Here is a 13,579-nt window from a genome sequence, read left to right on the forward strand (position 1 = left end):
AGTAAAAACTCAGAGGGATTTGTAGTAGTAATAAGAGTGATCATCGCGTTCGAATCCCTCTCTTTCATACAGCGCCTGTGCGCCGGTATTACTGGTATATGTTTGCAGCATCATCCAGCTGGAATCTGTTTCCCTGCCAAGCGCGGCGGCTGCATCCAGCAGCAATTTACCGGCGCCTTTACCACGATGCGCTTCCAGCACATACAGGTCATTCAACAACCAACTCCGCTTCATGCCCAGGGACGTAAAGATCGGGTACAACTGTGTGAAACCGATGATCTCTTCACCTTCCATGGCTACAAATATCACACTGTCTTTCTTCTCCATCCGCTCAGCAATGAATAGCCGTGCACCGCTGTAATCCGGCGCCTGCTCATAATAGACGCGGTAAGCATCAAACAGCACCGCTACTTCGTTGGTATGTAGTTCCGTTGCGCGAATAACTTCCATAAGACTTGATTTTAAAACCCCGTCCAATTTAACGCATTTCCCTATACAAAAGAAAAGATGCTCCGTCCGGTAAACACCGGGGTGAGCATCCTGTTATTAACTTCTACCTTAAAAATATAGCTATTACTATTTTGACACGGTGGCCATGCTTTTCTTACTCTTGTTAACAGCATTGTTCACAAGATATACGCCACCTACTGTGATCAGAGAACATATACCGGTAAGCCAGGTGAGCTGCTCATGCAAGATGAGCCATCCGAGCAGCACCGCTACCACCGGGTTGATGTAGGCATAAATGGATACCTGCGCCGGGGGGAGATTATTCAGCGCAAATACGTACGCGGAATAAGAAAATACCGATCCTACCAATACGAGGTACAAAAGGCTTTCCCACAACTCGGCGGTAAAGTTGCTCGCATCTACCCGCTGCCCCATAAATAATACGGCTACTATCAGCATGATGATACCGCTGAAAAACATCTGGAATCCGGCGCCATACAGGTAGTTCACTTCGAGCGCCCACTTGGCGGTAAGCACAGAGCCCAGCGCCCAGAACAAACAGGAAGTAAAACCAATCACGATCCCAAACTGGAAATCCGGATTCATCAAGCTGGATAAATAATTATAAAAGATCCCTGCCACTCCGCCGAAACCCAATATCATACCCAGTATCAGCTGTGTACTAATCCGCGTGCGCTGTACTAAAAAATAACTGGTGATAGTGATCCAGATAGGAATGGTAGCGGCGATAATAGCACCCAGGCCACTGGGTATATATTTCAGCGCCCAGGTGAGCATCCCGTTCCCACCGCAAAGCATCAGCGTTCCAATCACAAACAACTTCGACATTACCGCTTTCTGCGGCAGCTTATATCCCTTCAGTAAAAAGAATCCGGTGATCAGCAATCCCGCTGCCGCCTGCCTGATGCCGGCCAGCAACACCCCATGAATGTGACGTACGCCCACCCTGGATGCCAGGTAAGTTGTACCCCAGAAAATACTTACGATAGCCAGTGCGATGTAAGCATTTGTAGTTGATTTACGCATAACTGTATTTATTCACGATCTCTTCAGAGAGTTTTTTCATTGCTTCGTAAGCCAGCTGCACATCTTTCGCCGTGGTGCGCCAGTTCACCAGCGCCGCGCGCATGGCGCTCCGGCCTTTGTATACGGTTGGTGTTATACAAACGATACCACCATCGTTGAGGCGCTGCACAAACTCGCTCACCGCAGTTGCTTCTTCGGCCTCCGCTACGTTGAGGGTGAAACACACCACGCATAACCGCACCGGCGCCAGCAATACAAAGCCGGCATCTGCTGCCAGTAAATGCCCCAATTCACGCGCCAGCATCACATCATTTTCCACCATCCAGCGGTAGCCGCTTTTACCATACGCCATCAGCGAAAACCAGGCAGGCAAAGCACGCAAACGGCGCGAATTCTCCGGCACATGATTGATGAAATTGAACTGCGCCGCCGGGTCGCCGAGGTAGGCAGCGCCGGCATTCTGAAACACCTCGGATTGTAACTGCGGATGCCTGCAAAAAATCATGGCCGAATCGTACGGCACATTCAACCACTTGTGTGCATCGATGGTGATACTATCTGCCTGCTCCCATCCGCTCAGTAAATGCTTCCACTGATCGCTGCAGGCGGCGAAACCACCGAATGCCGCATCTACATGCAACCAGAAATTATATTTCTTCCGCAATGCCACGAGCGCGGCGATATCATCGAAATCAACGGTATTCACCGTGCCGGCATTGGCTACATAAATAAATGGTTCGTTGGGATGCGCTTCCAGGTAAGTGGTGAGCGCATCGATGTCCACACATTCCCGGTCGGGCTGCACGGACATACGTATCAGCTGATTCCTGCCCAGCCCCAGCATGGCCATTGCTTTGCTAATGCTGGAATGCGGCGTACCGGATATCACTTTCAGCCCGGATAAAGCCGCCATTCCATCGGCGGCTATATCCACGCCAAGCTGAGCTCCCAGCCACTGCCGGCCTGCGGCCAGCCCGGTGAAGTTAGACATCGTAGCGCCGGATACAAAACAACCCAAAAATGCTTCCGGCAACCCGAACATTTCCTTTAATAAAGCAATGGTTTCCGTTTCTATATGAAAAGCTGCAGCGCCTTTATCAGATGAATTAAGATCCAGGGACGACGTGAGCCAGTCGCCCATCAGCGCTGCCGGCGTTACACCTCCGGTCACAAATCCCCAGTACCGTGGGCCTGCAGCTGCCGTGATGCTGTTGCCATATTGCTGCCGGAAAGCTTCCAGCGCTGCTGCTCCTCCTAACCCGTTCTCAGGCATAGCTGTTCTGGCGCTGAGCGACACCTGTTTGTCGGCCGCCAGCGTGTTGATAGCTGATAAAAACCTGCTGCTGAAATCTTTGGTTAACTGTAAAAGCTGATCTGTACGCCTGAGATCATCCTGCAATTTTATCTCCATGGTTTACAATGTAATTCAGGGTCAAAATTGAGAATATTCCCGTTGTTAAAACAGATCCAGTTTTGGAAATTTTGAGGATATCAGATGTATGGTTCCCCTCACATTAATCCTGTAAAGAGATCTGTACGTTCGTGCTCCAACAGCCATCGCTTGCGCCACAACCCGCCACCATAGCCCACCATCGTACCATCGGCTCCGATCACACGATGACAGGGAACGATGATCACCAGTTTGTTTTTTCCATTGGTGGTACCCACGGCGCGAATGCTTTTCGGGTTGTGGATACGGCGCGCCAGCTGCTGATAAGAAATCGTATGCCCGAAAGGGATATACAACAACTGCTGCCACACCAACTGCTGAAACTCGGTGCCCTCCTGCGCAATCGGTAAGTCAAATATTTTACGCTCTCCGCTGAAATATTCAAACAACTGCTGGGCACAATCCAGCAACAACCGCGGCGGCTGCGGAAAATCGACCGGCTGATCTTCGGTAAACAATACAGCATTAATAATTTTATCGGTACCACTGATCTGAATGGGTCCAACGGGGCTGTCTATACGTAAATGATACAATCCTTCTTCCATAAAAATGCTACCGGGGTAATAATGATCTCCATAAATAAAAAATAGCATAAGCTGCATGGTCCTTCCAGGGTTGGGCATATGCCTGTAATGCTGCCATTGAAGGTTTCGCATCCAAATTTAATCTATTTTTTATTGCATTCTGCAATCCTACATCCTCCAGTAACACCGACTGTGGAAAACGACGGTATTTCATCAACGTATAATTGGCCGACCAGTTGCCTATTCCTTTAATGGCTACCAGCGCGGCTCTCGCGTCGTCGTAACTCATGGCATCCAGCTTTTCGCTGGTAAGTGCGCCGCTGGCCATCTGCCGGGCTACTTCCACGAGGTACTGTGCCTTGCTGCGCGAAAACTGGAGCGGCGCCAGCTGCTCAGGGCTGATAGCCGCTATCACCGCCGGGTGCGGATACAAATAAAAATCCGTTCCGTTCACCACGGTATGATACCCGAACTGTTGTATAAGCCGTTGCCGCAGCGTGTAAGCAAACGGCAGGTTGATCTGCTGGCCTATTATCGGCCAGCTGATCGCTTCAAACAGATCGGGCATACCAATGAGCCGAAGCCCGTTATAGTCTTCCGCCAGCCCTTTCAACAAAGGGTCTGTACGGGTGTAATCATAAAATGGCTGCAGATCTGCATCCAGGTGCAGCCAATGTGTGATAAACTGCTTTACCGGCGTTTCGTTTATGTGGTTGCCTGCAGGCGCCAGCACGGTTACTTCCAGATGATCCGGCTCGTTACCCGGACCAATTTCTATGGCCACCGGCTCTCCGTCCGACAGCAACATCCGTTGTACTTTTCCATTCCTGATGTAGTGCAGGCACTCTCTGTCGGACCGCCCCAGGAACTTCAGACATTCATCGAACGAGAAATGCCGGTGATCGTTGATGGGCACTAATATCTTTTGTAAATCCATTTAAACAAGTAATACGCTAAATTACGAAGCCCGTCAGCTTTATTATTACGTTTTCTTGCGGATTTTATCAGATCAGTCAGGTTGTTTGCGTGCGGTCACAGCCAGACGGTTCCAGGCATTAATCACCACGATGGCCATCAGTATCTGCGCTACTTCCTGTTGTGTAAATACTTTCAACGCTTCATTATACACCTCATCAGGCACATGTGTGCTGGATAACAGCGTTACTGATTCTGTCAGTGCCAGTGCTGCCCGTTCCTTGTCCGTATAATACGGTGCTTCGTGACAGGCCGATAAAGCATAAATGCGTTGTTCTGTTTCGCCCAGTTTACGCGCATCGCGGGTATGCATATTCAAACAATACACACAACCGTTGATCTGTGAAGCCCTGATCTTTATCAGTTCTCCCAGATGCTTGTCGAGGCCGCAATTATCGACCACTGCCTGTAAATCCAACATTGCTTTTAATGATCCGGGAACGAGTTTGTAAGGATCCATTCTTGCTTCCATCATGATGTGTTTGATTTTAGATAGATGATTATTTGTAAAAAAATTGTTCTGTAATGATCTTTCCGTCACGCACCTGGTAAACGCACAGCTCATTTCTGGTACGTCTTCCCAAACCTGTAATGGTTACGTCCATCCATAACTGGATGGCAAAAAAATCATCCGCCACAATGGGGTCAGATATTTCCAGCAGATGCCGCTCCTGGATATTATTGAGAAAAGTCTGTTCTTTCGCCATGATGGCTGCAAGCCCGTTGGTAACAAGCCCGTCCGGTTCTGTATTGGTAGCCGATTCATCGAAGAGCAGCGCCTGCGCTTCGGGGAATTTCCAGTCGCGGCACAATGCCACCAGGGTATCCGCCATTTGTTTTGTACTTGTCATTGTCAATAGGTTTGTTGTACAAAATAAGCTGAAAAAACCGCACCAAAACAGATACAGAATACCTGGCCATTAACCATAACAGATTATCTTTAGGGAGATGAAAAAGCGCAACGGATTCTTATATCTGCAACTGGCGGAGCAGTTGCAACAGATGATCAGCAGCGGCGTTTATGCGGTGGGCGATAAACTCCCTTCTGTACGCACGCTGCAACAGGAGCATGGCATCAGCATCAGTACAGCTTTGCAGGTATACAGCCATCTGGAAAGAAAAGGCTGGATTACATCCAAAGAAAAATCGGGCTACTTTGTGCACTACTCCCGCAGCGGGCGGGCGCCGCTGCCGCACCGCTACCGAAACTGCATCCGGCTCACCAATGCCAATCCCTGGAATGAGGACCAGGAATGGGCAATACAGATGTTAGGTACATTGATTCGGAAACAATATTGATTTTCTTCCGCAGAACAGACGTTATTTTCGTAATTTCGATCATATCAGATTCAAAAAGCCATGATTAAAACCGCCGATCACCTGTATTTGCAGGTAGCTGACAATATTGAGCAGCTGATAGAAAAAGAAGTGATGAAAATCGGGGAAAAGCTGCCATCCGTAAGGATGCTGAGCAAGCAGCAGGGTATTAGTCTGAGTACGGCTTTTCAGGCATATTATCACCTGGAGGCGAAAGGATTGATAGAATCGCGCCCTAAATCGGGCTATTATATACGTTTTAATACGAAACGCATGCCTGCCATGCCGGGGATCTGTTTGCCGGTGAAGAAAGCCAGTGAAGTAACGGTAAGCGAGATGGTGATGGAAGTATTCAGTCAGAACTGGAATACGGGGCTATTGAACCTTTCAGTGGCTACCCCTCCGCCGGATCTGTTGCCGGCGGCGAAGATGGCTAAGGCCGTGGTACATGCCATGCGGGAGCTGCCACATAATGGCATCGGCTACGAGCCACCACAGGGCAATGCGCTGCTGCGGAGCCAGATAGCCCGCACTTCGCTTTCCTGGGGCGGCGCGGTAAGTGCCGACGATGTGGTGATCACCAGCGGCTGCATGGATGCGCTCACGCTGTGTTTAACGGCTATCACCCGCCCGGGCGATACCATTGCGTTGGAAAGCCCGGCATATTATGGTTCTATGCAACTGGCTGAAAGCCTGGGGCTGAAAGTGCTGGAAGTGCCCACCCATCCGATAACCGGCGTGGATCTGGATTACCTCGATAAAGCGATTCCGCGGCATAAAATAAAAGCCTGCCTGTTTGTAACCAACTTCAACAACCCGCTGGGCGCCTGTATGCCGGATAAAAATAAAAAGGCATTGGTGGATATGATGGTCAGACATGATATTGCGCTGATAGAAGATGATATTTACGGCGATCTCTACTTTGGCAAACAACGCCCGGTTACCTGTAAAACATTCGATAAGTACGGGCATGTGCTGCTTTGCAACTCGTTTTCCAAGTCGCTCGCACCGGGTTACCGCGTAGGCTGGGCCATTCCGGGCCGTTACAAGGAAAAAGTACTGATGACCAAGCACAACCACTCCATCGCGTCGGCATCATTGCCCCAGGCCGCTATCGGTCATTTCCTGGAAATAGGCCGTTACGAATTTCATTTGCGGAATTTGCGCAAGATGTTGCACACCCAGTGTTTACGCTACTCTCAGGCCATCAGCGAATATTTTCCTGAAAGCGCGCGCATCTCAAGGCCACAGGGCGGTTGTGTATTATGGATAGAACTGGAAGATCATATCAATACGTTTGAATTATTCCAGCAGGCGCTTAAACATAAGGTCAGCTTTTGCCCGGGCCGTATCTTCTCCCTGCAAAACCGCTACAGCAATTGTATGCGCATCAGCTTCGGTCCGCATTGGAGCAAAGCAGTGGATGATGGTCTTAAAACATTGGGGAAATTAATTCGCAAAATGGGTTAATAAATACATTGGCCGGGATAAGAATATCCCGGCCACTATTACATCTACAGCTATTAAATCTTCAATAGAGTTGCTGCCAGACGCCATTATAGCAAGCAGGCATCCGGCAGGCAACCAATGGGATATACAAACTAATCCTAAACAATCGTTAACTGTAAATCAACAAAGAAAAAAAGTTTTGCTGGTCCTGCTGCGTGTGCAGCAGGATGTAAATGCTGCACACTACAACTCCAGGATCATTTATCAACCGATCAACGGATGAACCATGAGGCCACCGTCTACATTGTATTCTGCCCCGGTAATAAAGGAAGCTTCGTCCGATGCGAGGAAAGTAACCAGGTGGGCGATATCTTCCGGCTTACCCAGTCGGCCCAGGGGAGTAATGCTGCCAAGATATGCTTTGGCTGCATCCGGCATTCCTACCTTTTGCAGGAGCGGTGTATCCACGATACCCGGATTAACGGTATTGACCCTGATTTTCCTGGCAGCCAGTTCCCGGGAAAGTACTCTGCCGGTGGAGTTGAGGGCCGCCTTAGCGGCCGACATTACTGAACCTTCCGGCATGCCTGCATAGGCGTTCAATGCCGACAGCAGTATGATAGAACCGCCATCATTGATGAGTGGCAGCAGTTGTTGTATAGTGAAAAAAGCGCCTTTGAAGTTAATGTTCATTAATTCATCGTATAGTTCCTCTGTTACCGTTTCAAACGGCGCTGTTTTCGCCCTGCCTGCGTTAACAAACAGGGTATCAATTTTTCCGAACCGGCCCTGCAGGTAATCGTAGAGCCGGCGGGTATCATTTAAATCAGCCTGATCTGCCTTAAATCCTTCTGCGGGATGACCGAGTGCGTATACTGCCTTTTGCACCGCCTCGGGGTCTCTGCCCGTTATCAAAACCTTTGCCCCTTTTGCCAGAAAAGAAGCTGCTGTAGCGTATCCTATGCCGCTGTTACCGCCCGTGATAACAACGATTTTATCTTTTAGTGATGCTGACATTAATGAAATATTTTTATGCAATGAGAGGATGAACACCAATACCGCCATCAACATTATACTCTGCACCAGTGATAAACGACGCGTCGTCGGAAGCCAGGAACGACACCAGTTTTGCGACTTCTGCCGGTTGTCCTATCCTTCCTGTGGGCACCTTTTCACCGATGAGGTCAAAGTTGATTTCCTCTTTCGCAATGCCTGATTTCTCCAGGATCGGGGTTTCCACCGGACCCGGATTCACAATATTCACGCGGATCTTCTTTGCTGCCAGTTCCCGTGAAAGCGTGCGGCCCAGGGAGTTCAGGCCGGCCTTGCTGGCACTGTATACGGCTGTTCCCGGCATACCTGCGAAGGCGTTTACGGAAGACAGGAGAATGATAGCACCTCCTTCATTTACGTACGGCAACAGGTGTTGCACTGTGAAGAAAGCACCTTTCAGATTAATGTTCATGACATCATCGAATGCCTGTTCCGTGATAAGTCCTACCGGTGCAAAACTGCCAATACCGGCATTCACGAAAAGTATATCCACTTTGCCATAACGGTCGCGTACATACGCCGCCAGCTTGGCGGAGTCTGAAATCTTACCCTGGTCGGCAATGAAGCTGTCGACATTATTTCCGAGCGATTTCACCGCCTGTTCTACCGCTTCCGGTTTACGGCCGGTGATCAGTACTCTGGCACCTTTGGCCAGAAAATCTGCTGCCGTTGCATATCCAATCCCACTGTTTCCTCCCGTGATAACGGCTATTTTACCTTTTAGCAATTCCATATATAGTATCGATTTATTTAAGTTTATCAATATAATACTTTCAAAAAAAAGAGATAAAATCTCTCAACTAATTCATTAATTTAAAAATTTCAATGTTTAAACTTATAAAAAAAAGCTGCTGGTAACCGGCCCGTTGGCACCTCAGCTTAATTGTAAAAAGAACATGGACAATTGCTTCATCATTTCCTTATTGATGGTGAGTTCCACTATTCTGCCGTTTTTAGTGGAATTCAGCACGCCGCTGTCAACGAGGATCTTTACATGGTGCGACACAGTGGGCTGCGACAAACATGTAAATTCACAAACATCACCACAGATCAACTTATCCTTCCTGACCACCTGCATTATAATGGCTAATCGGTGTTTGTCGGCGATGGCGTTGGCTGCTTTTTCTATAACTGCTAAATCCATAGAACAAAAGTAATACTATTTTCCAAATATCGAAATATTTCGATGAATATTTTTTTCAGGTTCGCTTTTCCGGTCTTTTTGCTGTGCTTTCCGGTAGGCCGCCGGCGTCAGCTCATAATACTTCTTAAACAGCCTGCTCAGGTGACTTTCGTCTGTAAAACCCAGTTCGTCTGCTATCTCCCCAACACTTAAATCACTATGGCAAAGCCGTAGCTGTACCAGCTTTAGTTTATGATTGATGATAAACTGCTGCAGACTTTCATTAGTCTGTTTCTTGAAATACTCCCCTATATAATTGACGGAGAGATTGAATTTCGCAGCCAGCTGCTCCAGTTTAAGCGTTTCCGGCGAATAGATATGCTGGCGGATATACGTCATGATACGGTGAATGAGTGGAATACTGTTTTCCCGTTCATCTGCATTGATATCCTCCGTTACATTTCTTGCTACAATATTCAACAACAGGGTAATATAATGTTGCAGGTTCTCCTGGTAATACGGTGGTTTGCAGGTATACTCGGCTGTCATATTGCTGATCAGGGAACCAATCATCTTACAATCGTTCGTTTGCCGGATGAGCAGCTGTTCCTGGCGGTTATGATAAAAGAATAAGTATTCCAGTTTCTGTAACCACTCCTGCAAACGCTGCCTTTCCTGCGCGGTACGCGACTGCCCAACGAACATCTCCGAAAAGCGGATCGATACGAAACGGGTAGGCGTAGTTTCATCAAACCCGCGGCAATCGCGGGGCGTAAACAGGAATATACTGCCTTTGCTATACGGGAAGCGATTTTGGTTTACCGTACGGAACCCGCTTCCTTCCTGGATCTGTATGATCTCAAAAAAGAAATAAACCTGCGGGCGGAAATTCCATTCCGACATATCTGCCTCTATTAATTCGAAAGGCGTATATAAATTCCGTTCTCCCATAACCTGTAAAATTACAACAATCCCCCCGGATTCTACCTGTTCCGGGCACAGCAGCGGGGGTAACTTTGCCTCATCAGGAAAATATACAACGATGAAATTACTGGAATCTATAGCAGCAGCATCGCTGCAGCTGAATAACAGAGTGGTGATGGCTCCGATGAGCCGCAGAAGAGCGATCAATGGCGTACCGGAAGATATGGTAGCTACTTATTATGAACAACGCGCCGGCGCAGGACTGATCATTGCCGAAAACGCCGCGGTAAGTCCTTCCGGACTGGGCTATGCCAATCTGCCGGGTATTTATAATGATGCACAAATTACCGCGTGGAAAAAAGTAACCCGCGCCGTACACAACAAAGGCGGTAAGATATTTATACAGCTGATGCATACCGGCCGGGTAGGTCATCCGCTGAATCTCCCCGGTGGCGGGCCTTTGCCAGCACCATCTGCCATAGGCGCCGGCCTGGAAATAGGCACGCCGGAAGGACATCTGACAACGCCGGAACCTCAGGCGATGACCACGGCGGAAGTAAAAGAAATGGTACAACTATTTATTCAGGCGGCTCGCAACTCGCTCGAAGCCGGCTTTGATGGTATTGAAATACATGCCGCACATGGCCTGCTGATAGAGCAGTTTCTGAATCCGCTCACCAACCTGCGCACCGATGAATACGGCGGCAGTATTGAAAACAGAAGCCGCTTTCTGCTGGAAATCACCAGCGGTATTGCAGCCATAGCCGGGGCCAACAGAACAGGCGTACGCCTTTCTCCCCTGGCTGCTCTCAGTAGCATGCCACTCTACCCCGAAGAACTGGCAACACATCTTTATCTTGTGCCACAGCTGAACCGGCTGAATATAAGATACCTCCACCTGTCGGACCAATCCATCAACGGGAGCCTCCCTATCCCGAAAGCCTTCATCCGGCTGATACGTCAGCTGTTCAGCAACTGGCTGATACTGGCTGGTGGCTTTACGCCCGCCACGGCAGAAGAAATGCTCCGGCAAAATGAGGCGGATCTTATTGCTTTCGGTCGCCCTTTCATCGCCAATCCGGATCTTGTAGAACGGATCAGACACCGGTTTCCGCTCACCATCGCTGATAAGGCCACTTTCTATGAAGGAGGCGAAACCGGGCTCATAGACTACCCATTCATGGATCAGGCGCCAGTTACTGCGTAATACTTGCAGCAGGCATATTTTTACCTTACCTTTAAGGCATGCATACACGACGTGTATGCATGCCTGATATGCCAAACAAATCATTTTCATGAGATACCTATTACTGCCTGTAGTATTGCTGGCTGCCTGCCAGGAAGCAAAGCCTATTGAAGAAAAGAAGCACGAAGCCACTGAAGCAGCACCTGTAGCGGACCATTCAGCAACTACACACATTACTACGCCTTGCGCCATCCTTTACTCGCCCGATAGTATTCAGCTGGAACGACTGAAAAAAGAAGCGGGAGAAGAAGCGTTTTTTACGATTTCTGAGGATTATCAGAATTATATCTCTGATGCTAAAATTTTTCTGGAAGATAAAGGTGTGAAGATTATCGAGGCCACAAGTGGGAAGCTCAGTTTTGAGGGCAAAGGGAAAGAACCGGTGGTTTTAAATTTGAGTGATACGAAGTATAATTGGAATGCGTGGTATTTTAATGGTAAGGAGCTGAAGAAGATTGATTTGACGGATATTGAGGAGGAGTATAGGAGGGTGATGAATTGAGGATGGGGTTAGGATTAGGGGGAAGACCTTAGCAGGAAAAGAAGGGAGTAGATCCAGGTAGATATCCCTCCCTCCTTCCATTAATGTTTTGATATAGGTATTAATTCAGCTTTACCATATTTATAGATGCCTTAACATAAGCACCATCTTCCAGGCTTTGGTTTCCTATATTAAATTCAACACGATAGCCATTGGTACAACTAAGGTTTCCCTTTAGTCATGAGAATTTTGCCGGGTGTAATCAAGCTATGTTGCCGTATGTATTGAATTTTGTGCGGATTATAGTAGAATGAATCCACGTGGGTTTGTCCGTCTTGTGTGGTAAATACTATTGAATCGGCCGAAAGCGCCACTCTATACTCCAGCATCTCTAAACCTCGTTTAATATCTCTCCTACTTTTGGAAGATCGGTTGATGTCCGAGTTTATGATTGCCTGATAATTTGTTGCTATTCTACGAATCTCCTTCTGTTCATAATTCTTTGTAGACTTACAAGAAAATAAAAGAAGTGTAGCCACAAGGGTTAATACAATGTTTTTCACTTACTGAACAATTTAAACGGTAGATTTAATGATTCATTTTTTTGATCAATACCTTGAAACAGTGGTATCCAGCAAAAGATCTCTATATCTATACACCGTTAATTCAGGAATTATCCCTTCCTTCTGTTAATATTTATATATATATTTACATATATAATATTCAAACTTTTTAAAATCAACTATTCACTAGTTTCATAAATATGTTTTGGGGCTGCTAAATTTCATGGCGAAGTGCCAAAAACACCTGTACAACACCCTCCTCTCTTCTCAATAACTCAACTGCTTCAACTCCTCCGTAATCTTCCCCCCATACTTCAACACATGCTCCGGCATCTCCACATCCACCAACGTCTTGCCCTTCAAAATATACGCCCGTCCTTTGAATTCAGGCCGGCCTATCCCTTCTCCCGGCTCTATGACAAGACGATTCGTTCCTGCAGGAATTACATAATCGAAAAACGTTTTGTCGAATAACTGATGTTGTATAAGCAGATGTGCACCCACTGGCTGATCGATCGTCACTACTACACCCTGTTCAGTATCCTTGCCTTTAGGCGTCATTAGCTGCATTGTATCCAACCCGGAAGAGTCTGTAGTAAATCCGTATACTATCGACGGAATGAACCGGTCGTTGAAGGCAAACAACAGCTGTAACTTTCCTGCGGGAACCTCCTTATCAACACTGTTCCTGATCTTGAATTTCGGTCCCATATTATCGGAAGTAATGAAAACGGTATCCTTATGCTGGATCCAGGTGCCTTTCCCCAGCTGGTCTACTGCCCCGTAACTGCGTGCATAAAGAAAGCGGTGCTTTTCAAAAAGGCAAAGGCTCTCCCGCACATCTGTTCCATTGGCGCCATAGCATCCGGCTATGGTGCTGTGTGGTGTCTTGCCCGTTGCCGGCTTTTTCTTTTGTGCCGATAAATGCAGCGCCGGGATTAGCAATAGTAATCCCAGCCCTGCGTATGTCACTAACC

The 13,579-nt window shown here is 47.8% G+C and carries 16 protein-coding genes; 4 read left to right on the top strand and 12 right to left on the bottom strand.

Annotation, left to right across the window (positions count from 1 at the left end; translation table 11 throughout):
- Window positions 1-9: 9 nt before the first annotated feature.
- The 7 genes from UNH61_RS20350 to UNH61_RS20380 all read right to left on the bottom strand — a co-directional run bounded on the left by UNH61_RS20350 (window position 10) and on the right by UNH61_RS20380 (window position 5,297).
- Window positions 10-450, bottom strand: a complete 441-nt coding sequence (locus UNH61_RS20350; RefSeq protein WP_326993835.1) for a GNAT family N-acetyltransferase — start codon at window positions 448-450, stop codon at window positions 10-12.
- Window positions 451-576: 126 nt separating this feature from the next.
- A complete protein-coding gene (locus UNH61_RS20355; RefSeq protein ID WP_326993836.1) occupies window positions 577-1,497 on the bottom strand; it encodes an EamA family transporter in 921 nt (306 codons plus the stop codon).
- Window positions 1,490-2,908, bottom strand: coding sequence for a pyridoxal-dependent decarboxylase (locus UNH61_RS20360; protein ID WP_326993837.1), 1,419 nt, complete (start codon window positions 2,906-2,908; stop codon window positions 1,490-1,492). Before UNH61_RS20360 ends, UNH61_RS20355 begins: the two co-directional genes overlap by 8 nt.
- A 98-nt stretch (window positions 2,909-3,006) precedes the next feature.
- A complete protein-coding gene (locus UNH61_RS20365; protein ID WP_326993838.1) occupies window positions 3,007-3,492 on the bottom strand; it encodes a methylated-DNA--[protein]-cysteine S-methyltransferase in 486 nt (161 codons plus the stop codon).
- Window positions 3,493-3,499: 7 nt separating this feature from the next.
- Entirely contained in the window at window positions 3,500-4,408 is a 909-nt protein-coding gene (locus UNH61_RS20370; RefSeq protein WP_326993839.1) for a DNA-3-methyladenine glycosylase, read from the bottom strand.
- Window positions 4,409-4,480: 72 nt separating this feature from the next.
- Window positions 4,481-4,921, bottom strand: a complete 441-nt coding sequence (locus UNH61_RS20375; RefSeq protein ID WP_326993840.1) for a carboxymuconolactone decarboxylase family protein — start codon at window positions 4,919-4,921, stop codon at window positions 4,481-4,483.
- A gap of 25 nt (window positions 4,922-4,946) precedes the next feature.
- Entirely contained in the window at window positions 4,947-5,297 is a 351-nt protein-coding gene (locus tag UNH61_RS20380) for a nuclear transport factor 2 family protein (RefSeq protein WP_326993841.1), read from the bottom strand.
- 97 nt (window positions 5,298-5,394) lie between these two features.
- Here UNH61_RS20380 and UNH61_RS20385 point away from each other — a divergent pair, with 97 nt between their 5' ends.
- On the top strand, window positions 5,395-5,745 hold the full coding sequence (locus tag UNH61_RS20385) for a winged helix-turn-helix domain-containing protein (protein ID WP_326993842.1): 351 nt from the start codon (window positions 5,395-5,397) through the stop codon (window positions 5,743-5,745).
- Window positions 5,746-5,805: 60 nt separating this feature from the next.
- Window positions 5,806-7,233 carry a PLP-dependent aminotransferase family protein gene (locus UNH61_RS20390; RefSeq protein ID WP_326993843.1) on the top strand — a complete coding sequence of 476 codons (1,428 nt, stop codon included), beginning with the start codon at window positions 5,806-5,808 and terminating at the stop codon, window positions 7,231-7,233.
- 243 nt (window positions 7,234-7,476) lie between these two features.
- Here the strand turns inward: UNH61_RS20390 and UNH61_RS20395 are convergent, their stop codons facing one another.
- The 4 genes from UNH61_RS20395 to UNH61_RS20410 form a co-directional block, all read right to left on the bottom strand.
- Window positions 7,477-8,229, bottom strand: coding sequence for an SDR family oxidoreductase (locus tag UNH61_RS20395; protein ID WP_326993844.1), 753 nt, complete (start codon window positions 8,227-8,229; stop codon window positions 7,477-7,479).
- Window positions 8,230-8,242: 13 nt separating this feature from the next.
- Window positions 8,243-8,998 (bottom strand): glucose 1-dehydrogenase, encoded by a 756-nt coding sequence (locus UNH61_RS20400; RefSeq protein WP_326993845.1) that lies wholly within the window; start codon window positions 8,996-8,998, stop codon window positions 8,243-8,245.
- Window positions 8,999-9,139: 141 nt separating this feature from the next.
- Window positions 9,140-9,409 (bottom strand): ArsR family transcriptional regulator, encoded by a 270-nt coding sequence (locus UNH61_RS20405; protein ID WP_326993846.1) that lies wholly within the window; start codon window positions 9,407-9,409, stop codon window positions 9,140-9,142.
- A 15-nt stretch (window positions 9,410-9,424) separates the two neighbouring features.
- Complete coding sequence (locus UNH61_RS20410; RefSeq protein WP_326993847.1) at window positions 9,425-10,339, bottom strand: AraC family transcriptional regulator; 915 nt, start codon at window positions 10,337-10,339, stop codon at window positions 9,425-9,427.
- A gap of 91 nt (window positions 10,340-10,430) precedes the next feature.
- Between UNH61_RS20410 and UNH61_RS20415 the strand changes: the two genes are divergently transcribed.
- Both UNH61_RS20415 and UNH61_RS20420 read left to right on the top strand, forming a co-directional pair.
- Entirely contained in the window at window positions 10,431-11,519 is a 1,089-nt protein-coding gene (locus UNH61_RS20415) for an alkene reductase (RefSeq protein ID WP_326993848.1), read from the top strand.
- Window positions 11,520-11,607: 88 nt separating this feature from the next.
- Complete coding sequence (locus UNH61_RS20420; protein ID WP_326993849.1) at window positions 11,608-12,060, top strand: hypothetical protein; 453 nt, start codon at window positions 11,608-11,610, stop codon at window positions 12,058-12,060.
- Window positions 12,061-12,869: 809 nt separating this feature from the next.
- Here UNH61_RS20420 and UNH61_RS20425 read toward each other — a convergent pair.
- A complete protein-coding gene (locus UNH61_RS20425; RefSeq protein ID WP_326993850.1) occupies window positions 12,870-13,574 on the bottom strand; it encodes a hypothetical protein in 705 nt (234 codons plus the stop codon).
- Window positions 13,575-13,579: the final 5 nt, after the last annotated feature.

It is taken from the genome of Chitinophaga sp. 180180018-3 (assembly GCF_037893185.1).
Lineage (GTDB): Bacteria > Bacteroidota > Bacteroidia > Chitinophagales > Chitinophagaceae > Chitinophaga.